General features: G+C 44.9%; 20 protein-coding genes, 5 tRNA genes and 1 pseudogene. 17 read left to right on the top strand and 9 right to left on the bottom strand.

The features are described from left to right. Positions 1–326 precede the first annotated feature (326 nt). Both AYJ58_RS15595 and AYJ58_RS15590 read left to right on the top strand, forming a co-directional pair. A complete protein-coding gene (locus tag AYJ58_RS15595; RefSeq protein ID WP_106651840.1) occupies positions 327–1,448 on the top strand; it encodes an ISAs1-like element ISSod22 family transposase in 1,122 nt (373 codons plus the stop codon). 14 nt (positions 1,449–1,462) lie between these two features. After that, positions 1,463–3,781: pseudogene (locus AYJ58_RS15590) on the top strand (TonB-dependent receptor domain-containing protein); the annotation flags it as partial. A gap of 102 nt (positions 3,782–3,883) precedes the next feature. Here the strand turns inward: AYJ58_RS15590 and AYJ58_RS15585 are convergent. Next, the gene (locus AYJ58_RS15585) at positions 3,884–4,243 is read right to left on the bottom strand and encodes a TraR/DksA C4-type zinc finger protein (protein WP_106650822.1); all 360 of its coding nucleotides are present in this window, start codon (positions 4,241–4,243) and stop codon (positions 3,884–3,886) included. A 251-nt stretch (positions 4,244–4,494) separates the two neighbouring features. Beyond that, entirely contained in the window at positions 4,495–5,442 is a 948-nt protein-coding gene (locus AYJ58_RS15580) for a tRNA-dihydrouridine synthase (RefSeq protein ID WP_106650821.1), read from the bottom strand. 269 nt (positions 5,443–5,711) lie between these two features. Between AYJ58_RS15580 and AYJ58_RS15570 the strand changes: the two genes are divergently transcribed. From AYJ58_RS15570 to AYJ58_RS15520, 10 genes are all read left to right on the top strand, one after another. Continuing rightward, positions 5,712–6,140, top strand: coding sequence for an HvfA family oxazolone/thioamide-modified RiPP metallophore (locus AYJ58_RS15570; RefSeq protein ID WP_106650820.1), 429 nt, complete (start codon positions 5,712–5,714; stop codon positions 6,138–6,140). Positions 6,141–6,252: 112 nt separating this feature from the next. Then, positions 6,253–7,119 (top strand): HvfB family MNIO-type RiPP peptide maturase, encoded by an 867-nt coding sequence (locus AYJ58_RS15565; protein WP_106650819.1) that lies wholly within the window; start codon positions 6,253–6,255, stop codon positions 7,117–7,119. After that, the gene (locus tag AYJ58_RS15560) at positions 7,119–7,865 is read left to right on the top strand and encodes an HvfC family RiPP maturation protein (protein ID WP_106650818.1); all 747 of its coding nucleotides are present in this window, start codon (positions 7,119–7,121) and stop codon (positions 7,863–7,865) included. The genes AYJ58_RS15565 and AYJ58_RS15560 overlap by 1 nt, the downstream gene beginning before the upstream one ends. Before the next feature lie 354 nt (positions 7,866–8,219). After that, positions 8,220–8,588 (top strand): YbaN family protein, encoded by a 369-nt coding sequence (locus AYJ58_RS15550; protein ID WP_106650817.1) that lies wholly within the window; start codon positions 8,220–8,222, stop codon positions 8,586–8,588. A 264-nt stretch (positions 8,589–8,852) separates the two neighbouring features. Continuing rightward, complete coding sequence (gene apt, locus AYJ58_RS15545; RefSeq protein ID WP_086010671.1) at positions 8,853–9,404, top strand: adenine phosphoribosyltransferase; 552 nt, start codon at positions 8,853–8,855, stop codon at positions 9,402–9,404. Between the two features lie 118 nt (positions 9,405–9,522). Next, positions 9,523–12,729: a DNA polymerase III subunit gamma/tau gene (dnaX, locus tag AYJ58_RS15540; RefSeq protein WP_443019182.1), complete on the top strand. Its 3,207-nt coding sequence runs from the start codon at positions 9,523–9,525 to the stop codon at positions 12,727–12,729. 237 nt (positions 12,730–12,966) lie between these two features. Next, the gene (locus tag AYJ58_RS15535) at positions 12,967–13,296 is read left to right on the top strand and encodes a YbaB/EbfC family nucleoid-associated protein (RefSeq protein ID WP_028759630.1); all 330 of its coding nucleotides are present in this window, start codon (positions 12,967–12,969) and stop codon (positions 13,294–13,296) included. A 12-nt stretch (positions 13,297–13,308) separates the two neighbouring features. Next, positions 13,309–13,908, top strand: coding sequence for a recombination mediator RecR (gene recR, locus AYJ58_RS15530; RefSeq protein ID WP_106650815.1), 600 nt, complete (start codon positions 13,309–13,311; stop codon positions 13,906–13,908). Between the two features lie 467 nt (positions 13,909–14,375). Continuing rightward, positions 14,376–14,867, top strand: a complete 492-nt coding sequence (locus tag AYJ58_RS15525) for a GNAT family N-acetyltransferase (protein ID WP_106650814.1) — start codon at positions 14,376–14,378, stop codon at positions 14,865–14,867. A gap of 251 nt (positions 14,868–15,118) precedes the next feature. Next, positions 15,119–15,532 (top strand): hypothetical protein, encoded by a 414-nt coding sequence (locus AYJ58_RS15520; RefSeq protein WP_106650813.1) that lies wholly within the window; start codon positions 15,119–15,121, stop codon positions 15,530–15,532. 123 nt (positions 15,533–15,655) lie between these two features. Here the strand turns inward: AYJ58_RS15520 and AYJ58_RS15515 are convergent. The 5 genes from AYJ58_RS15515 to AYJ58_RS15495 all read right to left on the bottom strand — a co-directional run bounded on the left by AYJ58_RS15515 (position 15,656) and on the right by AYJ58_RS15495 (position 16,324). Continuing rightward, positions 15,656–15,732: transfer RNA gene (locus AYJ58_RS15515), tRNA-Met, on the bottom strand. A 47-nt stretch (positions 15,733–15,779) separates the two neighbouring features. Continuing rightward, positions 15,780–15,856, bottom strand: a tRNA-Met gene (locus AYJ58_RS15510). Between the two features lie 155 nt (positions 15,857–16,011). Next, positions 16,012–16,088, bottom strand: a tRNA-Met gene (locus AYJ58_RS15505). Between the two features lie 41 nt (positions 16,089–16,129). Beyond that, positions 16,130–16,206 (bottom strand) — tRNA-Met (locus tag AYJ58_RS15500). A 41-nt stretch (positions 16,207–16,247) separates the two neighbouring features. Continuing rightward, positions 16,248–16,324, bottom strand: a tRNA-Met gene (locus AYJ58_RS15495). A 257-nt stretch (positions 16,325–16,581) separates the two neighbouring features. On the opposite strand from AYJ58_RS15495, the gene rlmKL reads away from it, so the two are divergent. From rlmKL to rmf, 5 genes are all read left to right on the top strand, one after another. Then, positions 16,582–18,711 (top strand): bifunctional 23S rRNA (guanine(2069)-N(7))-methyltransferase RlmK/23S rRNA (guanine(2445)-N(2))-methyltransferase RlmL, encoded by a 2,130-nt coding sequence (gene rlmKL, locus AYJ58_RS15490; RefSeq protein ID WP_106650812.1) that lies wholly within the window; start codon positions 16,582–16,584, stop codon positions 18,709–18,711. Further along, positions 18,704–18,958 (top strand): glutaredoxin family protein, encoded by a 255-nt coding sequence (locus AYJ58_RS15485; protein WP_106650811.1) that lies wholly within the window; start codon positions 18,704–18,706, stop codon positions 18,956–18,958. The genes rlmKL and AYJ58_RS15485 overlap by 8 nt, the downstream gene beginning before the upstream one ends. Position 18,959: 1 nt before the next feature. Next, complete coding sequence (locus tag AYJ58_RS15480; RefSeq protein WP_106650810.1) at positions 18,960–20,885, top strand: ABC transporter ATP-binding protein; 1,926 nt, start codon at positions 18,960–18,962, stop codon at positions 20,883–20,885. A 28-nt stretch (positions 20,886–20,913) separates the two neighbouring features. Continuing rightward, entirely contained in the window at positions 20,914–22,752 is a 1,839-nt protein-coding gene (locus tag AYJ58_RS15475; protein WP_106650809.1) for a DUF3466 family protein, read from the top strand. Between the two features lie 187 nt (positions 22,753–22,939). Continuing rightward, entirely contained in the window at positions 22,940–23,116 is a 177-nt protein-coding gene (gene rmf / locus AYJ58_RS15470; protein ID WP_006082074.1) for a ribosome modulation factor, read from the top strand. Positions 23,117–23,234: 118 nt separating this feature from the next. Here rmf and fabA read toward each other — a convergent pair whose 3' ends face one another. Together fabA and AYJ58_RS15460 are read right to left on the bottom strand one after the other, a co-directional pair. Continuing rightward, positions 23,235–23,750 (bottom strand): bifunctional 3-hydroxydecanoyl-ACP dehydratase/trans-2-decenoyl-ACP isomerase, encoded by a 516-nt coding sequence (gene fabA, locus AYJ58_RS15465; RefSeq protein WP_028759638.1) that lies wholly within the window; start codon positions 23,748–23,750, stop codon positions 23,235–23,237. 74 nt (positions 23,751–23,824) lie between these two features. Beyond that, the gene (locus tag AYJ58_RS15460; protein WP_106650808.1) at positions 23,825–25,558 is read right to left on the bottom strand and encodes an AAA family ATPase; all 1,734 of its coding nucleotides are present in this window, start codon (positions 25,556–25,558) and stop codon (positions 23,825–23,827) included. Positions 25,559–25,687: the final 129 nt, after the last annotated feature.

The following is a 25,687-nucleotide window of genomic DNA, read 5'->3' as shown; positions in this document are numbered from 1 at the left end:
AATTTTTTGATGTTAAGATTACTCTGATTTAGTGGTTTTAGCATAAATAATGCGATTCCTTGATAACTAAAATTTTATTTGTGAGCTTATTTATCTAGGAGCTAGTGCGGTGCAGTATATCGTGATGTCTCAGGAATAGCTGATTTAGGCAGTATGTTAGTGACATCAGAAAAAAGTGATAAAGTCAAAGCCGATTTTGGCGTGATGAACTCGGGCGGTGTACCAGGGTGAGATCGTGAATGTATTTTAACCGTTTTGAACCCAATTTGACGAACGGTATCGATTATGATCTTATGCTCTCTTTTTCTTATAGAGAACATCAGAGCATGTACCTTGAAGCCTTCACGTCTCATTTCAACTCGATTGCTGACAGCCGACAATCTGCCAAAGTGACTTACCCATTGCATGATGTATTGTTCGTTACTCTGTGTGGTGTGATTGCTGGTGCCGAAGGCTGGTCAGAAATCCATGACTATGCTGCCGGACATCATAACTGGTTTAAAGAAAAGGGAATTCTGACCGAAGGTGTCCCAGTCGATGATACCATTGCACGTATTATCTCTCGTATCGAGCCGGAACAGTTCCGACTGTGCTTCGCCAATTGGATGCGAGCCGTCCATGAGATGAGTGATGGTCATCTTATTGCTATCGATGGTAAAACGCTTCGTGCCTCATACAATCGTGAAGATCGGCGCTCAACCATTCATATGGTCAATGCGTTTGCCTGTGCCAATAAAGTGGTGCTGGGGCAAGTAAAAACGGCAAATAAATCCAATGAGATAACCGCAATCCCAGCGCTGCTGCAGTTGTTAGATATAGAAGGAGCACTTGTATCAATCGACGCCATGGGTTGCCAGACAGAGATTGCAAGACAGATAGTCGAGCAAGGAGGTGACTACTTACTTGCTGTAAAGGCAAATCAAAGTTCCTTGCATGAGGCCGTGGTCAGTGCTTTCAGTGAAGCGCGCAGTAATCCTCTTGATGGACTCGTTATTGAAAAAAATAGAGGCCGTATCGAGGCAAGAGCCTACTATGTAATACCTGCAAACCAGCTCCAAGATTATTTTCCTAAGTGGATGAAATTGAACACATTAGGTATGTGTTTGAGTTATCGGTATACGAAAGGGAAAGAGGCAGAACTGACCTACCGTTACTATATCAGTTCAGCCACACTCGATGAGCAGCAGTTAGCCAATTCAGTTCGTGGCTATTGGGGGATTGAGAACAGCTTACACTGGGTGCTAGATGTCTCAATGAAAGAAGATAGTTGCCAGATTTACCAACATCATGGGGCAGAAAATTGGGCCATGCTTAGGCAAATATCACTGAATATGCTTAGGGCTGAACCTTCTAAAGGAAGCATTCCAGCGAAACAGAAAAGAGCTTGGATGAAACCTGAATATTTAGAATCGGTTCTATTAGCAGGGTTGCAGCTGGACGAATTTTAAACACTCATGCGGTTGCCCTGGGATCGTCTGCGACCTTAGTGTTATTAGATGGACGCCGTATGCCAGGCACGAGTTCGAGCTCTGGCTCAGTGGCGGATACATCTTCTATCCCTATGGCTATCGTGGAACGTATTGAAATCCTGCGGGATGGCGCTTCAGCAGTCTATGGTTCCGATGCGGTAGCGGGCGTGATAAACATTATCACTAAGAAAGAGTTTGAAGGTTTTCAGCTTGATTACAGTACAGAGCAACCAAGCGTAGAAGGGGGCGATGCTAACCGTTTATCGCTTGCAACTGGCTTTAATACAGATAAAGGCAATATCACTCTCACCTATGAATATCATGATACTAAAGCGGTAATGGATCGTGATATTTGGCGAATGGATGATTCAAGTTATAACGCCTATAGCGGATATAGCTCAGTACCAAATGGTAAATATGGACCAGGCAATGGTAGCTGGTATAGTAATTCAGATATATGTGAAAAAACGGAAAATACCATAGACTCAGGTGATGGTCGTTGTTTATATAATCATGGTAATGTGACTAAGTTATTTGGTGATCAAACCCGTAACTCGCTATTATCTAATTTCTCCTATGAAATTTCAGAAAATATAAAATTCCGAGGCCGAGCTTCTGCGTCTTTAGCTGAAACTGAAACTCGTTATGCGGGTACACCAGTATCAACGAATACCCCAGTGATGAGTGCCGATAATAAGTACAACCCCGTTGGCGAAGAATTAGTGATTTCTATGCGAGGTGCGCAACTTGGCGAGCGAGATACATTAACTGAAACTAACAATTTTGATATTCTTGGTGGCTTTGTTGGCACAATAGATTCAGGTAATGGTATCGATTGGGAATTAAATGCTCAGCATGCGACCTCAACAACAAACAGTTTTAACTACAATTTACTCAATGACAATATTATTCAGCAAGAAATAGATTCAGAGCAATATGATATTTTCAATACCTCTGGAATGAGTTATGAGCAGTGGGATCAACAGATGACAGATCTGTATCGTAAAGCTGCCCATACTGGGGTGTATCAAGGTAAGTTTGAAAGCACTCAATTAGATGGTTTAGCGTCGACGCTACTTGTCGATAACGGTGATTTTTCGGTCGCTATGGTCGGTGGTCTTGAATATGAAATGATCAAGTTTAAGCAAACCAGTGATCCAGAATCAGCGGCGGGGATTATTTCCGGTGGCTCGGGTGGTGATGATGTCGATGCCACGCGTGACCGTAGTGCTGCGTATCTCGAGTTTCAAGTGGGTTTACCTGCTAATGTTGAGTTCTCTGCCGCGGTTCGTTACGAGCGCTATGAGCAGGAAGGCTCTCTGACTGGGCCTCAAGGTGAAGTGGTCAACTCATCGACCTTCGATGCCGTGGTGCCTAAATTTGGTTTGAGCTGGCGCCCAGTGGATAGCTTGTTACTGCGTGCCAGTTACGGTGATTCGTTCCGTGCGCCAAATATGAGTGAGATGTTCTCATCTCAATCCTTGAGTTTTGAGAAGGCGGTGGATTCCCTATGGTGTAATGAACCCGGTAACGTGGATGCCATATATTGCGCCACTAATAATCAGCATAAAACTTGGTTTGGTGGTAACCCAAACTTAGAGGCTGAAGAGGGTAACTCGTTAACCTTTGGTGGCGTTTGGAATGTCACTGATGCATGGAACTTGGAGTTATCTTATTACTCAATCACCTACGACAATAAAATCGAGTCGATCGATGTAGATGATATTCTGCGTGATGAAATCAAGAATGGATCGTCTCCCTATGTGACCCGTGGTCCAGATGGCAAGATTGAGTATATTGAGGCGGGAATACGTAATTTAGCCACAGTTGAGACCTCTGGTATCGATTTTGTAACGGCTTATAACTTAGAAACTGGCTTTGGTGATTTCAATTTCAAACTGGATTTGACTCACGTGCTTGATTTTAAGAAGCAGGATAATGCCGAATCAGAGATGATCGACTACGCAGGAACGACGGACTCACCCGATTGGCGTGGCAACTTTGCGACAAGTTGGAAATACGATGATTTCTCTGCCGCATGGACAGTCGTCTATATTGGTAGTCAATCAGCAAGTTATTTCAACGAGTTAGAAAAAACTGACCGTTATGTCGATTACGATAATTACTTTAAACACAATATCCAATTTGGTTATACCCATGCTTATAACGGCTCTATCACAGTAGGGGTGAATAATGTGTTTGATGCTGAAACACCAAACTATTATACCTACGCCGATTATCGCGATGTGAATGTGGGTTTATATGATGTGTTAGGTAGAACGTATTACCTGAGAATAAACCAGAAGTTTTAGGTTGTCCGCCCTCCCTGGATAACTCAAACCTCCGCTTGCGGAGGTTTTTTGCTTATTTTTGCCTGCTTTTCAGGTTGCTTATCGGATATCGGATCAGCGCTGTCAATGTGTGAGGCGCAGCTCGTGGCGATGTTCGTGTTGATAATGCTCGGCGCAGGAGGCGCAGCGTTGTTCAGTGGGATCTTGGTTTAAGCGTTCGGTTTCGATTTCTGCCTCACAATCCGAACAAAGACCGTAGAGGCCTAAGTCGAGCTGACAAAAGGCGGCATCAAGTTTATTCAGCTGGCAAAATAGCGGGTGATCGGCCAGTGGCGTTTGCGCCAATGTATCAATTAACTCTGTCAGACTCAGGCTAGCATAATACTCCCCTATGACTTCGAGGAACGGAGGGAGCGCGCCGAGTTCTTTCCTTAGATTAGCTTCAAGCTCTGACAATTCATGTCTGATATGGGTGGTGCTCACGTAAAATCGCCTATTTCATTTGACTCTAGGCGTCCAGTCTAATAGTTCCACTACCAACGACTATGATAAAGATCAAGTATCTGCCATATTTTAAATATTTTCGCCGTTAAAAATCGAAAAAGTACTTCATTCCTATCGCATTATGTGTGCTATGACTAAGTCCCTTTCATTGCACACATTGCCGCGTTTGAGTCTCGATTTCTTACCTTTATCAGATAGATTTCCGTTTTGTGGTTGGTCACACTCTATGGTTAGTCGGCTAAGTTTCGCTGCGCAGCTTCTAATACCGCGACGATTTCTTCCGTTGTTTTAAACACGCGTAGCTCCCTAAATAAGGTATCGGCTTCGGGATATTGACGATTGAGGTAGGTAAACCACTGTTTGATCCGGGCGGGATAATAGTCACTCTTGCGACCATTAAGCTCTCTTTGGGTATAACTGAGCATCAGCCCTAAGGTTTGCGCCCAAGTATAAGGGGTTGCGCCTGTCTTGATGGTATCGGCCAAGTTGGGCAATGAAATCGCCCCGCGGCCGATCATAATACTGTCGCAGCCCGTGACGTCGATGCAACGCTTAGCATCGTCGCGGTTCCAAATTTCACCGTTGGCGATCACCGGGATTGGCAAACGTTTACGCACTTCGGTGATGTATTCCCAGTAGGCGGGTGGTTTGTAACCGTCAACTTTACTGCGCGCATGGATGGCAAGCTCAGTTGCGCCGGCTTCATACACAGCGATAGCGTTTTCCATAAACAGTGACTTATCTTCGTAGCCTAAACGTATTTTGGCGGTTACGGCATGTTCTTTCGGCACCGCTTGACGCATGGCTTTGACAATATCGTGCACGCTCTCAGGATATTGCAGTAATACGGCGCCACCTTTGCTGCGGTTAACGATTTTTGCCGGACAGCCAAAGTTGGCATCGACACCGTGTGAGCCGAGTTCAATTGCCCGCAGGGCATTTTCACCCATACATTGGGGTTCTTGGCCGAGTAACTGCACTCGCACGGGCGTACCCGAAGGAGTATTCCCCTTATTGAGTAGCTCAGGACACAGTTTGAGAAAGACTTTTTCAGGCAGCAGTTGGTCTACCACACGCACAAATTCGGTGACGAGCAAATCGTAGGGATTGATGGTCGATAGAATGTCACGCATTAAAGCGTCTACTACGCCTTCCATTGGAGCCAAAATCACACGCACTGCAGTAAACCCATATCTATTTGCAAAGGGCGAGCATTCTACCTTATCGGCCTTAAGTTACAAAGTGGCCGAGTGAATGCGGATGATTATGCGCTCCCATAAATAAAATCCAAGCTAAACTGATTGTCCTAGCAGGATATTTTGACCATTTCTGTGACTTAGTGATATTTTTTTGCAATAGAATTGAAACAGGGCAGGTCTTTTGTTGTAAGCCAGCTACTTAAACTGTTGTTGGTCATTATTACTCAATAAACAAGAAGGGATTATTTATGAATTCAGTTAAAAAAACAGCAGTTGCAGTAGCGTTAGGTTCAGTTGTGATGAGCTCAGCTTTTGCTGTCAATGCACAAACTAACCCATTTGGTTTTGAAGCTATGGATGCGGGCTATCAAATTGTCGGTTCAGAAGGCAAATGTGGTGAAGCTAAATGCGGCGCAGACATGAAGAAAGCCGCCGCTGAAAAAGCCAAAGAAGGTAAATGTGGTGAAGCTAAATGTGGCGCGGATATGAAGAAAGCGGCCGCAGATAAAGCCCATGAAGGCAAATGTGGCGAAGCGAAATGCGGCGCTGACATGAAAAATGCCGCGGATAAGGCCCATGAAGGTAAGTGTGGTGAAGCGAAATGTGGCGCTGATATGAAGAAAACCGCAGAGAAAGTTGACGCTAAAGTCGAAGCCGTTAAAAAAGAAATGAAATAAAACTGACTGCACTGCTCCCGCTGTGATGGGGGTTATTGAGTCTAAAGAGGCCAGCCCGCGCTGGTCTCTTTTGTTTTATCCTAAAGCGATGACCAAGCGTTCGTGAGGTTTTATGAATAATCAAAAAAATGCGGTACAGGTAGGGCTGGGCTTACGGCGAGAAATGCTCAGTGAGTTTTGTACACAGGTGCCTGATGCTATTGATTTTTTTGAAGTGGCACCAGAAAATTGGATGACCTTAGGTGGTAAATTTGGTCGCCAATTTCGTGAACTAACCGAGCAACATACTTTCTACTGCCACGGTTTGAGTTTATCCATTGGTAGCCCTGAACCCTTAGATCTCGCGTTTGTAAAAAATATCAAAACCTTTATGGATTTACACCAAATCCAAGTCTATTCCGAACATTTAAGTTATTGCTCAGGGCAAGGTCACTTATATGATCTCATGCCTATCCCTTTTACCGACGCAGCGGTAAAGCATGTGGCGGCGCGGGTCAAGCAAGTAGAAGATATTCTAGAGCGGCCGCTTATTTTAGAAAATGTGTCTTTTTATGCCGCTCCAGGTGCGCAAATGAGCGAACTTGAATTCGTTAATGCCGTGCTGCAAGAAGCCGATTGTAAACTGCTACTCGATGTGAACAACATCTATGTGAACTCGATAAACCATCAATACGATGCCGATGCCTTTTTACAGGCCATGCCGACGGAGCGCATCGCTTATCTGCATATTGCTGGGCACTACAAACAAGCTGAAGATCTGCTCATTGATACCCATGGCGCTGCAATTAACGATCCCGTGTGGGCATTGTTGCAACGTTGCTATGCCTTGCATGGGGTAAAGCCGACCTTGCTTGAGCGTGACTTTAATCTGCCGACAACCGCTGAATTGTTGCTCGAGCTAAATCAAATCCACGCTTATCAAGCAGCGGTCAGTTCCCAAATTCAAAATAGCACTCATGCTGTAAAGAGGAGCGCCTAATGGATTTTAAGCAAGTGCAGCAATCGTTTATCGATTATATCCGCGATCCCTCTTCGCCATTGCCTGCGGATACTGATGTTCGACGCATGCAGGTTTACCGCGAGTTATTTTTTAATAATGTGCTGGGATTTGTGTCGAACGGCTTTCCCGTGCTAAAAAGTTTGTATTCTGAAGAAGACTGGTTAGCTTTGGTGCAGAGCTTTTTTAGCCAGCACGATTGCCAATCGCCGATTTTTATCGACATCGCGGGCGAGTTTTTAGATTTTTTACAGCAGGAATATCAGCCCACGGCAAATGATCCTGTTTTTATGCTCGAATTAGCCCACTATGAATGGCTGGAGTTGGCCGTTGCGGTCGCACAGGTGAGTGGGGATGAATCTCAACTTAGCCCTGTGCAAATTTCAACGCAGGCGTTATGTTTGTCACAGACGGCGAGGGTAGCGCAGTATCATTTTGAGGTGCAGCACATTCGTCAGGATTATCGTCCGCAGCAACAACTCGATGCGCCAGTGTTTTTTTGTCTCTATCAAGATGCCGATTGTGAAGTGTGTTTCTTACAGTTAAACCCCTTAAGTGCGCAGGTGTTGGCATTTCTTCAAGCTCAAGGCCAAGCGGGTTTTCAAGAGATAGTTGATTGGTTAACAATCACTTACCCTCAAATGGTGCCAGAAGTTATTGCGCAAGGTTGTAGCCAGTTACTCGAGCAATTAGCGGCCAAAGGGATAGTGCGCGGACGTCAGTCTTAAGGTTGGGATTATTGCCGAAATAAATGCAATAACCCTACATTTAGAGGGTTTTTATTAATTTGACAAACCGCTACAATGTCGGCCGTTTTGTGATCTCAATCACTGTACGATTCCTGCGCACTTATACTTGCACATACTAGAGGAGCTGTAATGAGTAGTCAGCCGTTTAAAGACCCATTTAATTTTTTGTATTTTATTGGTTTTATTTTAGTTTTACTGTTGCCGACTCTGCCAGCAAGCCTGTCTTGGTTAAAGCACTTAGGTCTAATTTAAGCGAGCGTTAATCTCGAGCGCATAGACTATTGGCCACTCTTAGAGTGGCTTTTGTTTTTCCGATAAAGGGTAAGTTAATCTATGGTATTAAAGCGCGGATTATTTTTATTGTTAGGTTTAACCGCGTTAGCCTTAGGTTTACTCGGTATCGTGCTGCCCTTGCTGCCGACCGTGCCGTTTATCTTGCTTTCCGCTTTCTGCTTTGCCCGCTCCAGTGAACGTTTACACCATTGGTTGATGACTCACCCATGGTTTGCCGATGCCTTAACCCAGTGGCAAGAGCAGCGAGCAATGCGTAAAGGATTGAAACGCAAAGCTATGATAGTCAGCGCGCTGAGTTTTAGTGTCAGCATTATTGTGGTGCCCATCCTTTGGGTAAAAGGTTTGCTGCTCGTGATGGCACTCGTCTTACTCTGGTATCTCAAAGGGATCCCTGAAATAGCTGAATAGAGCGACACTGTGAATTTAATGCATGACAGATAGTTTTCGTCGCGTCATGGTTGAGGTGATTTAACACTGTGTCGACAGGGTTTGATCTGAGGCACAAATTGATAACCTTTCCATCACTTGTGCGTTGTGATTGTTGCAACTAAAACTAAAGCGGCATAAGCTTTGTCCGACTTTCGACAATGCGTCCACCCAGTGTGGACGTTTTGTTTTATACCGCCAACGCTAGGTTGGTGAATTGATTAAGTAACTTATTAAGTAAATATGATGGCTATGAATACAGAAACCTTATCCTTGATAAAGCAAAGCATTAAAACGATTCCTAATTATCCTAAGGAAGGGATTTTATTTCGAGATGTCACCAGTTTGCTTGAGAATGCAGCCGCCTATAAAGCGACCATCGACTTGTTAGTTGAACATTATCGTGGCCAAGGCTTTACCAAAATAGTGGGCACCGAAGCCCGTGGTTTCTTATTTGGTGCGCCGCTGGCTTTAGAATTGGGTGTGGGTTTTGTACCTGTGCGTAAACCGGGTAAATTGCCGCGTGCAACTATCAGCCAAAGCTATGAACTGGAATACGGTCACGATAGCCTAGAAATTCATACCGACGCGATTAATCCAAATGACAAAGTGCTCGTTGTTGACGATTTACTCGCCACTGGCGGTACTATTGAAGCGACCGTTAAACTCATTCGCCAACTGGGCGGTGAAGTTAAACATGCGGCCTTTGTGATCTCATTACCTGATTTAGGTGGTGAAGCCCGTTTAACCGCATTAGGGCTTGAGTTGGTTAAACTTTGTGAGTTTGAAGGCGAATAAATCTGCAGCTAAAGGCGCCTTGGGATAGTTTGATGGCATGTCAAATCATGACATGTTATCTTTCAAAGTTCTCGGGGCGCATGCTCCCGCTTTTGTATCACATACTCTGGGGAGTTCCATGTCATATCAGGTGTTAGCCAGAAAATGGCGCCCTGCCACATTTGATCAAATGGTTGGCCAAAGCCATGTTTTGCATGCCTTGACCAATGCGTTAAGCCAGCAGCGTTTACACCATGCTTACCTGTTTACGGGAACGCGCGGTGTCGGTAAAACCAGCTTAGCGCGACTCTTTGCCAAAGGCTTAAATTGCGAACAAGGCGTGACAGCCACTCCCTGTGGTGTTTGCGGTAGCTGTGTGGAAATCGCCCAAGGCCGTTTTGTCGATTTAATTGAAGTCGATGCCGCTTCCCGTACTAAGGTCGATGACACCCGTGAGCTGTTAGACAATGTGCAGTATCGTCCGACCCGTGGCCGTTTTAAGGTTTATCTCATCGACGAAGTGCATATGCTGTCGCGCAGCAGTTTTAACGCACTGCTAAAAACCTTAGAAGAACCCCCCGAGCACGTTAAATTTCTTCTGGCGACAACCGACCCACAGAAACTGCCCGTGACTGTGTTATCCCGTTGTTTGCAGTTCAATTTAAAAAGTCTGACCCAAGGCGAAATTGGCACTCAGCTTAATCATATTTTGACCCAAGAGCAGCTTCCCTTTGATGCTGAAGCGCTAAAGCTTCTTGCCAAAGCCGCCAACGGCAGTATGCGTGATGCCTTGAGTTTGACCGATCAAGCGATCGCCTTTGGTGGCGGCAATGTGATGCTCACTCAAGTACAAACTATGCTTGGCAGTATTGATGAGCAGCATGTGGTTGCTTTGCTTAAAGCCTTAACCGATGCCGATATTGGCGTGTTAATGCACACCTGTGCCCAAGTGCTGGCGTACGGCGCCGATGCCCAAGAAGTGCTGCGCAGTTTGCTTGAGCTGTTACATCAAATTACTTTGACTCAATTTGCCCCAGTTTGCGCGCAGCAATCTTTGTATAGCGCGCAAATTCGCGCCTTTGCCGAGCAGCTTACGCCAGAGCAAGTGCAGCTTTATTATCAGATTTTATTAACAGGCCGCAAAGATTTACCCCATGCACCAGACCCTAAATCGGGTCTTGAGATGGCGCTGTTACGCGCTGTTGCATTTGTGCCAGAAAAGCCGGTAAAGCGTTGGCAGCCTGATGTGGTCGCTGAGATCCGTTTACCCGAAGGCCAAACGCCCGTTGCGGCAACTGCTGCAGTGCAAGCTCCCCATGTAAATGAACAACAGTTTGCAGAAACTCATACTGCTGAACCACATAGTACTGAACCGCATATCACTGAAAAAGTGCCTGCTGAAAAAAAAACAGTATTAATTGAGCAAGCAAGCGCTAATCAGCAAGTTGAAACCGCGCAAGCGGACGCTATTGCTACGGCTACGGCTGAAGTGTCAATTGAGCCAGCTGATGCTGTAGAGCAGGCGCTTGATGCTGAGCTCGAAGCGGATGCGGCATTGATTGCCGAACAGACGGTGATTTTAAGTCAGGCTCAGAGTCAGGGATTTAACGCTGACAGCTTAAATGCTGGCACAGCGAATGCTGAGGTAGAGCCTCAAACTCAAACAGTATCAACCGCTCAAGCGACTTCTATACACATTTCTGAGCCCGTTGCTGACAATGAAGCATCGGTTGCCAGTCTTGATGCTCAGAATAGTGAAGTTCCTGAATTAATTGGGGCAACTGCCGAGTCGAGTATTGTTAATCCAGCAGCGGCTGAAATGGTTAACAACAGCGCAGCTGAGAACACACTGGATAACAATCCCACCGCTAACAACACGCTTGAGCAAAAAGGGCTTGATGGGCATAGTTCCTATGGAACTGAAGCAGCGTATTCATATCCTGCTATGGGAGATTATGCCCAAGAGTCGGCGCCGCTCGATTCCTATCAAGATGCTTATGTTGAATTTTCTTCTGGCTCTTACAATGATGACGACTTTCATCACAGTTTTGAGGCTCATGCGGTACCTGATGATGTTCAACACTCAGCTAATGTGCAACACTCGGATAGTGTTCAACATTCTGCTGATATTCAAAGCACAGGTATTCAAAGTGCAGTTGGCATGCAAGGTTCAGTTGATAGTCAGTCAGTAGCTATGGCTCAAGCGTCTCCTCAGACACCAATTTCAATTCCAACACCTGCTTCTGCATCCTTAGCCGATGATGATATTCTCTCGGCTGTGTTGGCTGCGCGAGATTCACTGTTATCGGATCTCGACGCCTTAAGTGTTAAGGACGGTGATGAAAAAAAGTCGTCACTGGACTCAAAGTTAAAGACACCAAACAGTAAATCAAATGTAGCCACCTTACCTAAGTCGGCCAGTAAAAGTGATGTCAGTCAGACAAATGTGTCATTTTCTGCTGATCCTGCTGCTGATTTAGCCCCCGATGTAGCGATAGATTTTGATGATGATTTTGACTTAGATCTTGAGCCAATTACTTTGCATCAATCCGTATCTTCGATCGCAGAATCAGCTAGTTCTGTTTCTGCTGTTCCAGTCAAACCGGCAGCATATGATCGTCCGCCTTGGGAGGCTGAGTCAGAAGCAGAGTTAACCGCAGAGCTTATCGAAACGACTCAGGTTGAGTGTGGCAATAATGATATCGCTGATGTTGATGTTGCTGTTGCTGATGTTATGGTGGCTCAAGGCTCAGAAATTAAGGTCGACTCAGCCAGCGGTGACCAAGGATCTTTAGAGGCTAACAACACTGCTAATGATGCACTGAATCAGACGGCTAATGCTGAACACACGCAGGAGACACACGTTGCGCTCAGTTCGACTCAACCTATTAGTGGTCATCCATTAGATTTGCATTGGTACAAGTTGATGGCGAGCTTAGAGATCGGCGGACGAGTGCGGCAATTGGCGGTGAATTCCGTTTGCCAAACCCAGAGCGATCCTTTGCCGCTGTTGCTTAAGCCAAACCAGAAACATCTTGCGGCCGATGTGGCCATAGTGCAGCTTGAGCAAGCCTTAAGTGCCGTGCTTGGGAACCCAAGACGGGTACAAGTGGTCATAGGAATCGATGCTCAGCGGGAAACGCCTTTAGAGTTACGTAAACGTTTCCACCAAGAGTTGCTGCAACAGGCGCATCAATCATTGATCCATGATGACAATGTGCAATGGTTGATCCAACGTATGGGCGCCGAACTCGATGCTGATAGTTTAGTGTACCCGCCTGAGTTGTTGAATTTACGCAGTCAGCAAATACAAGCTTTACCTGAGCTAACTGAGGCCGCGAGTTAACCACTATCGATTATCGACAATCAACGAGTCCTAGGGGTAAAGTTTCGTCGTTAATTTGTTACGCCGTGGTTTAAATTTGAGCTTAAAGTACCTATTTATAGTAATGCTGCTGAGAAACTCGGCATCGAGATCATAAGTTTATTAACAAGATAACGGCATTGATTGCCAATCCCATTTATTTAAGTAAGATTAGCCGCGTTAATGCTTGCGACTAACCCTAATAGAAGAGAAAAGACTATGTTTGGAAAAGGCGGTATGGGCAATCTGATGAAACAGGCCCAGATGATGCAAGAAAAAATGGCCAAAATGCAGGAAGAAATCGCCCGTATGGAAATGGTGGGCGAATCGGGTGCAGGTTTGGTGAAAGTCACCATGACAGGCGCGCACACAGTGCGTAAAGTCGAAATCGACCCAAGCTTGATGGAAGACGACAAAGAAATGCTGGAAGATTTGATTGCTGCAGCTTGTAATGATGCAGCCCGTCGAATTGAAGAAAATCAAAAAACTAAAATGGCCGAAGTCACTGGTGGTATGCAATTACCTCCAGGCATGAAAATGCCATTTTAATTGAGATAGCCGATGAAATTTAGTCCACTGTTAGATGAGTTAATTCAGTCCCTGCGTTGTTTACCTGGGGTTGGGCCTAAATCGGCGCAACGTATGGCGTTTCAGTTACTCGAGCGTGACAGAAAAGCAGGGCTTAAATTAGCCAGTGCGCTGTCCTGTGCGATGAGTGACGTCGGTCATTGTCAGTCTTGCCGAACCTACACTGAAGAAACCCTCTGTCCGATTTGTGCTAGCCATAAACGCGGCACGTCTTCCACCATTTGTGTGGTGGAAACGCCGGCCGATGTGTTAGCCATTGAGGCGGGTGGACATTTCACTGGTCGCTACTTTGTGCTTTTAGGTCATTTATCGCCACTCGATGGTGTTGGGCCAGAAGAGCTAGGTTTAGCGTTACTCGAGCGCCACTTGGCTTCGGGTGATGTTGCCGAGTTGATTTTAGCGACCAATCCGACGGTAGAAGGCGAGGCCACAGCGCATTTTATTGCTGATATGGCCAGACGCCATAAGGTGATGATCAGTCGCATCGCCCACGGCGTACCCGTTGGTGGAGAGCTTGAATACGTGGATAGCACGACGTTAGCCTTGTCATTTAATGGTCGTTTACCGCTTTGACAGAACACAGTGACTCAGTTTAGTTAGTGTAATGTAATTGATTATATTAGCTTAATTTTAATGCTGAACGGTTCGGCTCGACTTAAGTGTCGCGATCCCATAAACCCGCCAAGAACTTATCTTGAGCGGTTTTTTTATTTGCTTAGTGTTTCATCTAGATGTCGAGGCAGGATTGTCGAGGCTGTGTGGTAGGGCTGTGGAGATAGCGCCGTGGTTTTAAATGCTCATATCAATTGATACCTATCCATATAAAAACTAGGTTTATCAATAGTTTTTAAATTTCATACTTGTCTTATGCGAGCTTCATCCGTAAAGTCGGTTAGATAAGAAGCGGGCAGAGTTGCGATTTTCTATTATGTTCGCGCATGTGCTTTAGTTAATTCGATAGGCTTAGCTCCGTGTACTTAGCTCTATGTACGTGGGATCGGACAGGTGTTTTATGGGAAAGAAAATCAAGGAGGGATTTATTGGAAAAGATTACGATTAGGCATGCAGAGAAGTGTGACGCCGCAGCCATTCAAGACGTATATGCCTGCCCGAATGCCTATGCAGGCACCTTGCAACTTCCTTGGCCATCGACCGATAAATGGGAGTCACGCCTTGCTGCAACATCGAATAATATTCATCGCTATGTCGCAGAGATTGAAGGTGAAGTTGTCGGCGAGTTGGGTTTCGAGGTGTACGAGCAACCCCGTCGCAGGCATGTAGCCTCCTTTGGAATGGGGGTAAAGGACAGCTATCAAGGCCGCGGTGTTGGTAGCGCTTTGATTAACGCTATGCTTGAGCTTACCGATAAATGGATGAATATAAAACGAATTGAATTAACGGTTTATACCGACAATCATGCCGCCATTGGTCTGTATAAAAAGTGTGGTTTTGTGATTGAAGGTGAGTCGAAGGATTTTGCCTTTAGAAATGGTGAATTTGTCAGTGTGTACCATATGGCGCGGATAAAGTAGCATGCTGATCTCGGCGCTATTTTTACAGTTGCTTAAGACATTTACTTTAAGAACGGACTCTAAGTGCTCATTCCATTTCAAGTCCTAACTTTAAGTACTTACTATAAGATTTGACGCTAAGTGCTCAATCTAAGAACGTACTTCAAGCGCTCATTTCATAAAATGTGGTCAGTGAATAGCATTAAGCGCTTATTTTCAAAGCCCGCTTTAGGTGCAAAGTGTATTTATATCTCAACTTTTAAGGATAAAAAATGGGGCTCATTTTATTGCCGCTGCTGATACTTTGGTTGGGTGTCGGTATTTATTCCATTCATATTGGCTATCAAGTCTTGTCTGGGACATCTCAGTTAAGCTATACACTCAGTGTTGGTGCTATCGCTATGGTGGCATTACTGCTTTATCTCTATTTCGGTTTCGCTCAATTTAAGGGAAACAAGGAGCTATGGGCGTTTGAAATTCCGATGTTTTTTGCCGCGAATAAGCTCGCTTTTGGTGTCATGTTCCTTGGTTTATTACTGCACTGGTTTGGTCAAGGCATGCTCACTTCCGCTTATTTAAAACCTCTACCTTTTATCATGATTTTCACCGTTTCCTTTGGTGCTATGGCTGGCGTCATATTGTCCGATATTTTTATGGCGAAATTTGACATCCAAAAAACGCATTGATGTCAACTGAATAGAGCCCGACGAGTTACCGGGTGCACGAGTGATTATTTACGGAAGGTTTTACGAATTTTAGATACAAAAAAACCAGCTTGTGCTGGTCATTTTCTCTTTAATAAAGAGAAGTGGTTGCGGGAGCCGGATTTGAACCGACGACCTTCGGGTTATGAGCCCGACGAGCTACCATGCTGCTCCATCCCGCGTCCGATTGTTGCTGTTAATAACTGTTTTAATTCTGTCATTTAAGAATTGGTTGCGGGAGCCGGATTTGAACCGACGACCTTCGGGTTATGAGCCCGACGAGCTACCATACTGCTCCATCCCGCGTCCGATTGTTGCTGTTAATCACTGTTTTAATTCTGTCATTTAAGAATCGGTTGCAGTAGCCGGATTGCTAATGTTAAATCAGCGACTACCTTGGCCTGTTGTTTATAAGGAGTTGAGCCCGATAGCCGTTTCTCGTTATAAACACATATAGAAAGTGGTTGCGGGAGCCGGATTTGAACCGACGACCTTCGGGTTATGAGCCCGACGAGCTACCATGCTGCTCCATCCCGCGTCCGATATCTATCTGTTTTACTTTACTATTTTACTTTAAATTGGTTGCGGGAGCCGGATTTGAACCGACGACCTTCGGGTTATGAGCCCGACGAGCTACCATGCTGCTCCATCCCGCGTCCGATATCTATCTGTTTTACTTTACTATTGTGCTTTAAATTGGTTGCGGGAGCAGGATTTGAACCTACGACCTTCGGGTTATGAGCCCGACGAGCTACCATGCTGCTCCATCCCGCGTCCGTCTTCAAAGCGGGGCAGACTATAACGGCAGCGCCTTGGCATTGCAAGGACGAAGATCGAAAAAGGTGGTGAACGCTTAAATATAAAGCGGAGTGGGGGGCTTTCATACGATTTACGTATAAGTTGGGGATTTTTCGTCGATTATCTTAGGTCAAGACAGTGACTAAATGGGACTTGGGCTAATAACTGTTTATCTTTTATGTATCCGAGCAGGTATAATGTCGCTTTGATTTTGACTGTGTACTGATTATCCCATGCTTAATTTTTTTGCCGCCGCCCCTAAGGGCTTTGAATATAGCTTAGCCCAAGAGCTGACAGAATTTGGTGCGACTGAAGTAAAAGAGAGTGTTGCAGGTGTATATTTCACTGCCTCCTTAGCTTTAGCGTATCGTATTACTTTATGGACACGCTTAGCCAGCCGCATTGTGTTGGTTATCTATAAAGGCAGCTGCGAGTCGGCAGAGCAACTCTACAATGCCGCTTATTGTGTCGATTGGCCGGCACACTTTTCCAATAAAAGCACTTTTAGTATCGATTTTCACGGTACGGGTGGTTTTATCAATAATACCCAGTTTGGCGCCTTGAAGATTAAGGATGCGATTGTCGATCGTTTCCGTGATGATGATATTGAGCGTCCGAATGTGTCTCGTGTTGATGCTGATTTTAAAGTTGATGCACATTTCCGTAATGGCGTGATCACGATTGCGATGAACTTCTCGGGTCCATCGCTTCATCAACGTGGCTATCGTTCGACCACAGGTGAAGCGCCATTGAAGGAAAACTTAGCCGCCAACATGCTCGTACGCAGTGGCTGGCAAGCGGCGCCTTCGACTTTGCTCGATCCTTTCTGTGGTAGCGGTACTGTATTAATTGAAGCGGCTTTAATGGCGGCCGATATTGCCCCAGGTCTGCAACGTAGCCGTTTTGGTTTTGAACATTGGCGTCGCCATGATAAAGCCGTGTGGCAAGAAATCGTTGAAGAAGCGAAAGCGCGTGCATCATTGGGCGTGAAACGTTGCGAGATTAAATTCTACGGTTCAGATATCGATTCGCGTTTAGTCGCGTTAGCCAAACGTAACGCCGAAAATGCCGGTGTACTGGAGTTAATCGAATTTAAAGTTGCGGATGCTTTAACGATAACGCCGCCAGCGGAAAGCGGCTATTTGATCACTAACCCACCTTATGGTGAGCGTTTAGGCAATGTGTCTGAGTTATTGCAGCTTTACTATCAGCTGGGCGACAAGTTTAAGAAAGAGTTTGGCGGCTGGAAAGTGGCCATGCTGTGTAGTGATATTGAACTGGTGTCATCGCTTAAGCTTAAAGCCGATAAACAGATGAAGATGTTCAACGGTGCACTTGAGTGTGCTTTTAACATCTACACCTTGCATGCCAACAGTACTCGCCGTGATACACCAGTGCTGCCAGATGGTGTCGACATTGCCGATATCGCCCCAGCTTTTGCTAACCGCATTAAGAAGAATGCCAAGTTATTAGAGAAATGGGCGAAGAAAGAAGGCATCGACAGCTATCGTATTTACGATGCCGACATTCCTGAATATAACGTCGCAGTTGATAAGTATTTAGATTACGTGATTATTCAAGAGTATATGGCGCCAGCGACCATACCTGAAGCCGTGACTAAACGTCGTTTAAGCGATGTGTTATTAGCACTGCCATCGGCCATTGGCATCAATCCGAACAAGATGATCATGAAAACCCGTGAGCGTCAAAAGGGCACGAGTCAATATCAAAAGCTGGATGAGCGTAAGTTAGAGCTTATTACCACCGAATATGGCGCTAAGTTCAAGTTGAACTTAACCGGTTATTTGGATACTGGTTTGTTCCTCGATCACAGATTGACACGTCGCTTAGTCGGTCAAAAGTCTAAAGGTCGCCGCGTACTGAACTTGTTCTCTTACACAGGTTCTGCTTCTGTGCACGCAGCGCTAGGTGGTGCTAAGTCGGTAACGACAGTTGATATGTCTAATACTTATATCGCTTGGGCGAAGGACAACTTTGCGCTCAATGGACTGCAAGGTAAGCAGTATGAGTTTGTTCAATCTGACTGCATGCAGTGGATCCGTGATTGTAATGAACAGTACGATTTAATCTTTATTGATCCGCCAACCTTCTCAAATTCTAAGCGCATGGAAGATTCGTTTGATGTGCAACGGGACCATGTGAATTTATTGGCATCTTTAGTGAAACTGCTCAGTCCAACGGGCGAGCTCGTGTTCTCTAACAATAAACGTAAGTTTAAGATGGACATAGAGACGCTGACAAAGATGAACATTAATGTGAAGAACATTGATGATGTGACTTTACCTATGGACTACAAACGCAATCCACATATTCATAATACCTGGCTTATCACCCATGCCTGAGTTGACTCAAGCAGAATTAGATAACAGGCCTTATCTGCTATATCACACAGATGGCTGCCATCTGTGTGAACTTGCCGCGGCGTTATTGGACGCGGCTGATATTGGTTATCGGGCCATAGATATATGTGACGATGAATACCTCGCGCAGCGTTACGGCGTATCGATCCCTGTGCTTAAAGCTTGGGATGATAGAGAGTTACATTGGCCATTTAACGCAACGCAATTACAAGAGTTTACAGGAGCTTAGTTTGAGTCTGGTTCGTATCAATAGTGGCTCTTTAGCCTATGGTTACACTCCGTTGTTACAAAAAGCGGATTTTACTATTCAACGCGGCGAGCGCGTGTGTATTGTTGGCCGTAACGGAGCTGGCAAGTCGAGTTTATTAAAAATCTTATCCGGCGATGTGTTGTTGGACGAAGGTGAGTTCAACATCGCTGGTAATGTGACCGTGAGTCGTCTACAGCAAGATCCACCTAAAGCTGAGCAAGGTACGGTATACGCGTATATTGCGGCAGGGTTAAAGGAAGTGGGTGAGGCGCTTGAGCGTTATCATCAACTGTCCCACGATGTCGCCCATGCCTCCCCTGAGCAAATGGATCGTATGCTGAATGAGATGCAAGGTCTGCAAGAAACCTTAGATCATTATAATGGTTGGCAGCTCGATTCGCGCATTCAACAAAACTGCGAATTATTAGGACTCGATCCTGATAAATCCTTGAGCGAGTTATCCGGGGGTTGGCAGCGTAAAGTGGCGTTAGCCAGAGCACTGGTCAGCGAGCCTGATCTCTTGTTACTCGATGAACCAACCAACCATTTAGATATAGACACCATTGAGTGGCTTGAAAAGTTTTTACTCGATTATCAAGGCGCTATCGTCTTTATCAGTCACGATAGGGGCTTTATTGCCCGTATGGCGACGCGGATTGTCGATTTAGACCGTGGTGTTGTGACCTCATGGCCGGGCAACTATCAAATGTATCTTGATGGTAAGCAAGAATGGCTGCGGGTTGAAGCTGAGAAAAATGCCTTGTTTGACAAGCGTCTCGCCGATGAAGAAGTGTGGATCCGTCAAGGCGTTAAAGCTAGACGAACCCGTAATGAAGGCCGAGTGCGTGCGCTAAAGGCCCTACGTGAAGAGCGCAGTGAGCGGTTAAACCGTCAAGGCAATGCTAAGATGGCGGTATCGGATACCGAACGCTCTGGTAAGTTAGTGTTTGATGTAACCGATCTTAACTTCAATCTGCCCGATAAAAATTTAGTTAAAAACTTTAATACGACGGTTATCCGCGGCGATCGTATTGCGCTGATCGGTCCGAATGGTTGTGGAAAATCAACCTTGATCAAGCTGTTAATCGAAAAGCTGCAACCGCAATCGGGCGAAATTAAAGTCGGTACTAAGCTTGAAATCGCTTATTTCGACCAATATCGTGAAGCCTTAGATCCTGAGCAAACGGTTGAAGATAACGTTGGCGAAGGTAAAAAAACCATCACGATTAATGGCCAAGACCGCCATATATTAAGTTATTTGCAGGATTTCTTGTTCTCACCTATGCGTGCCAGAACCCCTGTGAAAGCGCTATCGGGTGGTGAAAAAAACCGTCTGTTGTTGGCTAAGCTATTAATTCGTCCAGCAAACTTAATCATACTCGACGAACCGACCAACGATCTTGATATTGAGACCCTAGAATTGCTAGAGTCGCTGCTCACTGAATATCAAGGCACACTTTTGTTAGTGAGCCATGATAGGGCATTTATCGATAATACCGTCACCAGTAGTTGGTGGTATGCGGGTAATGGCCATTGGAGCGAGTATGTGGGTGGTTATCAAGACGCTGTGAATCAGGGGGCAAAGTTTTATTCTGAGGAACCTAGTTCGCAAAAGGCGGTCGAAGCTCCTGCGGTTGCAACGAAAGCGGTTGAAGTTAAGGCTGCAGAACCTGCGAAATCGGTAAAAAAACTGTCTTATAAGTTACAGCGTGAGTTAGAGTCGTTACCCACTGTGATGGAGCAATTAGAGGCTGAAATTCTCGCATTGCAGACGAGCATTGGACATGCAGACTTTTATAGTCAGGCGCAGGATAAAGTTAATCAGGTATTGAGCCTGTTGGCGTATAAAGAAAAGCAATTGGAAGTTTGCTTCGAGCGTTGGGAAGAGCTTGAGTCACTGAAGTAAACCAATAATAAAAATGGGAATAGAATTAATGAAGTCAAAGTTGGATAAAGCCCTTTCCTTGGTTGCCCTAGGTGTCCTTGGTGTATTAAACAGTGCCCATGCTGCACCTGTCTATGAAATCGTTAATATCGATAATTTTGATCTGCAAGGTACCCTTGAAGGTACTCGTAGTGGTTATGCCTTAGGTGTGAATGGCAATGATGAATTAGTCGGTATTTCAAAGGGCAAGAAAAAACTCAGCAGTTCAGATGTTGAAGGTGGCGTTATTGATGTTGCCGATGGTATCGCGCCAGAAGAAACTATTACGTATTCGATAGATAAAGCCATCATTGCTAACAACTTTGCCTTTGTTGCTAAGGAAAATGACGAAACATCTAACCCTTGGTTGCCTACCTTTGACAGCATTAATGGCACTAAACCGCCAAGTGATACGGCTGTGATTAATTCAGTTGATACCTTTTATTACGGTATTAATGATGCAGGTATCAAAGTGGGCAGCATGACTGCACCTGAAAAGAAAACAGAGAATACAGCAACTACTGATGTAACAGATGATTACTGGTATTACCGTGATTATGAGTTCCGCGGTGTCGCGAAATCCGGTCAAACAGAAATTTCTTTACCGCCGCCTTATACTAAATTTGTTAATGCTGACAATACTAAAACAGCTGAGTTAGGTGGATGGTCGGCGGCAACAGCCATTAATAGCAATAATTTAGTAGCGGGTTATGTTAGTACCGATATCAGTAAATATGGTAGCGATCGTGTCAATTATTGTTTAGGTACAGATAATACTTTGCCGTTGGATGTTTGCGTACAACGCGAGCAATACCCGAATAGTACTGGTACACGTAATATTCAGTATCAGACTCGTGGCTATGTATGGCAAATCGAGAATGATGTAGCTACAGGCACTGAGTTACCTTTAGGCCTAACGCCTGCGACTGACAATACCTTGACCTTTACCGCTCAAGCATTGGGTTTGAATGATAATGGTGTCGTAGTGGGTCGCTCACATGTTTATCGTGGTGGTGACACCAATAATTTGCGTCAAGATGCAGCTTATTGGGCTAAAGATACTGAAGGTAAATACCAATACCATTGGATCCCTATGGTCGATTCGATTTCTAGCTCTATTGCCTATGATATTAATGACAGTGGTATTCTTGTCGGTAGTTATCGCAGCTATATTCAAGGTTATTTGCGCGACAAGTTTTTCTATTTTGATACGAATCAAGCTGATGCAACAATAGTAACCCCGAATGATTTCGCCGCTTCTACAACGGATCTTTCGAGTAAACCGAAGAGTATCAACAATAAAGGCCAAGTTGTAGGTTATATTGAGACAACATACGATAAAGAAAAACCCCGTCCTAAAGCCGGTTTCCTGTATGAGAAATCAACTGGTGAGTTTAGCAATCTAAATAAGTTGTTGACCTGCGAATCTAAAGGCTATGAAAAAGCCAGCGATGGTAGCTGGGCACGTCATCAAGTCGAAGTGCGTGACGGTTCGGGTAAAACCTTCACGTACAATGCCGATATTATTGTGGTCGAAGGGACGAGTATTAACGAAGAAGGCACTATTGTAGGGACGGCGTTTATCCGTAAACCTTCTTATCAATTTGATAAAGATGGCAACATAGTAATTGGCGAAAATGGTGAAGCACTATTTGAACTCAATGGAAATGGTGATCCAGTAACTGCTTATGTTCCGCGTATGGTCGTGTTAAAACCGGCCTCTAGCGGTGAAGCTTGTACTGTAGTTGATGACAACACTGATAATAGTAATTATGAACGTCAAGGTGCAGCAACCCTAGCTTGGTTATTTGTCTTGCCATTAGTGTGGTTCCGTCGTCGAATTCGTTAAGTTTTAAGCTTCAATTCAGACTTAAAAAATCGAGGCAAAATGCCTCGATTTTTTTTAATCATGATCTCAATAGTTTAATAAATAGTCGATAAAATGGACGATTTTTTGATTGATCTTGGCGTCAAAAAGCACTATTCCTATGTGTGAAGCTTTTGCTTCTATTTTATGTAGAACAGAGGACGCTTGCATGAAAAGACAAAAACGAGATCGTTTAGACAGAGCTTTTTCAAAAGGATTCCAAGCTGGGGTTGGTGGACGCTCTAAGGAGCTCTGTCCATATGCAAATCTTGATTCGCGATCGCAGTGGTTAGGTGGTTGGCGTGAAGGTGTGGATGGCCGAGTTAATGGGCTATTTAATAAATAATTGAGTTTTACCTCACTAATTAAATAGCCCAGAATAAGTAATGCAGCATATTGCCCTCAGATGAGGGCATTTTTATATCTGCAGTACTTATATCTTCAGTGTTTTGGAGTAAGGCGGATTAGAATGTAGAGGTGTCGCTAAAGACACCGACTTTAAGATCGGTTGCACTGTAGATCTGACGGCCATCCACTTCAAGAATTGCATCGGCAATGCCCATTACCAGTTTACGGTGAATAGTACGCTTGATATTGAGCTTGTAAGTGACTTTCTTCGCGCCAGGTAATACTTGGCCAGTAAACTTCACTTCACCAACACCTAGTGCACGCCCTTTACCTTCAGCGCCTTCCCAGCCTAAATAGAAGCCAACGAGCTGCCACATGGCATCTAGGCCTAAACAGCCTGGCATCACAGGATCGGTAATGAAGTGGCAGTCGAAAAACCATAAGTCTGGATTAATATCGAGTTCAGCGACAATTTCACCTTTGCCAAACTCGCCGCCATTATCATTGATAGTGACGATTCTATCTATCATCAGCATGTTATCGACAGGTAGACGAGGTGAGTTTGGACCAAATAATTTCCCATGGCCACAGGCGATGAGTTCTTCTTTATTGAAACTGTTTGCTTTATTCATTGTTTTACTACTCCAGCAATAAGAGCCGCCAAGATTAGCGAACACGTGTAAGCTAAACAACTCCGATCAGCTAATTAGCGGCGAAAAAATCCCAATTTTGCGAGCAATCTTGTGATTAGACCGATTTCCTCCTCTCCATTTCCTGCGAGCTTATCTAATCGTTCCTGTACGAGGCCGTATAATGAATCATGAGGGAAATCATTATCTTCATCGGCAACACCCGCGGGCATTTGCATTAATAGCTCTACAGCCTGATCCATATGCTCAATGGCATAGATATGAAACAGTCCTTTGCCTACAGCTGTAATCACTTTGGGATTAAGATTTAGCTGTAGCACGTTCGACTTGGGCATAATAACGCCTTGTTCTCCGGTAAGTCCGCGGCGCTCACACAGATTAAAAAAGCCTTCAATCTTCTCGTTGATACCGCCAATCGCTTGCACATTACCAAATTGATCCAATGCGCCGGTAATCGCCAGTGATTGAATAATGGGCTGCTCGGCAATCGCCGACATCAAACAACAGTACTCCGCGAGTGATGCACTATCGCCATCAATTTCTTGATAGGATTGCTCGAAAACGATATTGGCGTTCAGATGTAAAGGTGCGTCTCGTCCAAAGATACGGTATAAACAGGCTGAAAGGATCATCATGCCTTTGGCATGTATATTCCCACCAAGTTCAGATTTTCTTTCAATATCGGCTACTTCACCATCACCGTAGTGAACCGATGCCGTGATCCGCGCAGGTTCACCATAGCTATAATCGATAGCATCAATCACAGTTAAGCCATTGATTTGGCCAACCATAGCACCCGAAGTTGGCAGATTTATGAAATTGTCATCGAAGCTTTGGCCTGAATATTCTTCCGAACTGTTATGCCGATAGTTGGCTTGGGTTAACGCGTGCTCAATACTGCTTGCATTGATACTTGGTTTACCACGGTAGGCTTTTGCTTGCACCATGAGTTGGGCAAACTCGAGCATAGACAAACTGAGACGACGTTGATGTTCGGTTAACCGTGCACTATAACGAAAGAGTGGCGCTAAGCTGGATTGTTCAAGCGTGACATCCACGCTTTGGGCAACCGCTTGCAGCCATGTGACGTATTGTGACTCTTTATAACGCACCGAGTCGATTTCGCTGGCGAGTTCTGCTAGTAGTGTAAAGTGACGTTGAAATTGCCAATCCTCTGTTCTGACTTGGCTATAAATCATCCCAGCACCAACTAGGACAATCTTACAGTTCAGTGGAATAGGACTTAGGCTGCTGCTAATTTGATATTCTTTATGGGTAAGGATTTGCATCACTAATTCCCATAAACCTTCACGTTTCCACAGTGACTCGGCGCAAATGAATACATAATGGCATTGTGCTAGGGCGCCAGCTTTATACTGACTCGTTGTCCCAGTTTGCACCATACGGCCAACTAAATCAGCGCGGCGAATATTACCACTAAGGTAGCAATAGTGAGTGGTTTTCTCGGCAATACTTCCTTGATTTTCTAGTGGCTTATCGGACTGCCACTGAAATGTTACCGCCTTATCAATCGGACGTGTCGCCACTAAATACGCAGGGGATAGAGGTGCTAGGCTATCGATACAAGCTTTGATGATTAACTGGCGGTCAATACTCGGGAAATCGGCTAAATATAAGTGTTGATCGACAACAGCTTGGTGGAGTTTAAACGCATCCACAGTGCGCTCTTGCCCTAAGAGTAATGCGCTCAGATTAGCATCCGTTTCAGAAAGGGTTGGCAGGCTAAATTCAGGTGCGAGTGAAGACGTGGGTATCAAGAGTGAATTCATATAAGCATTTACCGTGAAAAGTTACAGTGATTTTACCATACCAAGACGACAAGTCTCTCACTGTATAGGTGTTTTTACGTCTGTTTGCCCGATTATTCGTTAAAACGGGTGATGTATTTGCCGTAAAAA

Source organism: Shewanella sp. Pdp11, from assembly GCF_002838165.1.
In the GTDB taxonomy this organism is placed as follows: domain Bacteria; phylum Pseudomonadota; class Gammaproteobacteria; order Enterobacterales; family Shewanellaceae; genus Shewanella; species Shewanella hafniensis.
This window is presented reverse-complemented; position numbering and strand designations above follow the sequence as displayed.

Excerpts from the sequence above, each read along its gene's own strand:
- rlmKL (WP_106650812.1), top strand. The coding sequence starts at position 16,582 with ATGCTTAATTTTTTTGCCGCCGCCCCTAAGGGCTTTGAATATAGCTTA.
- dnaX (WP_443019182.1), top strand. The coding sequence starts at position 9,523 with ATGTCATATCAGGTGTTAGCCAGAAAATGGCGCCCTGCCACATTTGAT.
- AYJ58_RS15570 (WP_106650820.1), top strand. The coding sequence starts at position 5,712 with ATGAATTCAGTTAAAAAAACAGCAGTTGCAGTAGCGTTAGGTTCAGTT.
- AYJ58_RS15595 (WP_106651840.1), top strand. The coding sequence starts at position 327 with ATGTACCTTGAAGCCTTCACGTCTCATTTCAACTCGATTGCTGACAGC.
- AYJ58_RS15520 (WP_106650813.1), top strand. The coding sequence starts at position 15,119 with ATGGGGCTCATTTTATTGCCGCTGCTGATACTTTGGTTGGGTGTCGGT.
- apt (WP_086010671.1), top strand. The coding sequence starts at position 8,853 with ATGGCTATGAATACAGAAACCTTATCCTTGATAAAGCAAAGCATTAAA.
- AYJ58_RS15535 (WP_028759630.1), top strand. The coding sequence starts at position 12,967 with ATGTTTGGAAAAGGCGGTATGGGCAATCTGATGAAACAGGCCCAGATG.
- AYJ58_RS15485 (WP_106650811.1), top strand. The coding sequence starts at position 18,704 with ATGCCTGAGTTGACTCAAGCAGAATTAGATAACAGGCCTTATCTGCTA.
- AYJ58_RS15550 (WP_106650817.1), top strand. The coding sequence starts at position 8,220 with ATGGTATTAAAGCGCGGATTATTTTTATTGTTAGGTTTAACCGCGTTA.
- AYJ58_RS15560 (WP_106650818.1), top strand. The coding sequence starts at position 7,119 with ATGGATTTTAAGCAAGTGCAGCAATCGTTTATCGATTATATCCGCGAT.
- AYJ58_RS15460 (WP_106650808.1), bottom strand. The coding sequence starts at position 25,558 with ATGAATTCACTCTTGATACCCACGTCTTCACTCGCACCTGAATTTAGC.
- AYJ58_RS15565 (WP_106650819.1), top strand. The coding sequence starts at position 6,253 with ATGAATAATCAAAAAAATGCGGTACAGGTAGGGCTGGGCTTACGGCGA.
- AYJ58_RS15475 (WP_106650809.1), top strand. The coding sequence starts at position 20,914 with ATGAAGTCAAAGTTGGATAAAGCCCTTTCCTTGGTTGCCCTAGGTGTC.
- rmf (WP_006082074.1), top strand. The coding sequence starts at position 22,940 with ATGAAAAGACAAAAACGAGATCGTTTAGACAGAGCTTTTTCAAAAGGA.
- recR (WP_106650815.1), top strand. The coding sequence starts at position 13,309 with ATGAAATTTAGTCCACTGTTAGATGAGTTAATTCAGTCCCTGCGTTGT.
- fabA (WP_028759638.1), bottom strand. The coding sequence starts at position 23,750 with ATGAATAAAGCAAACAGTTTCAATAAAGAAGAACTCATCGCCTGTGGC.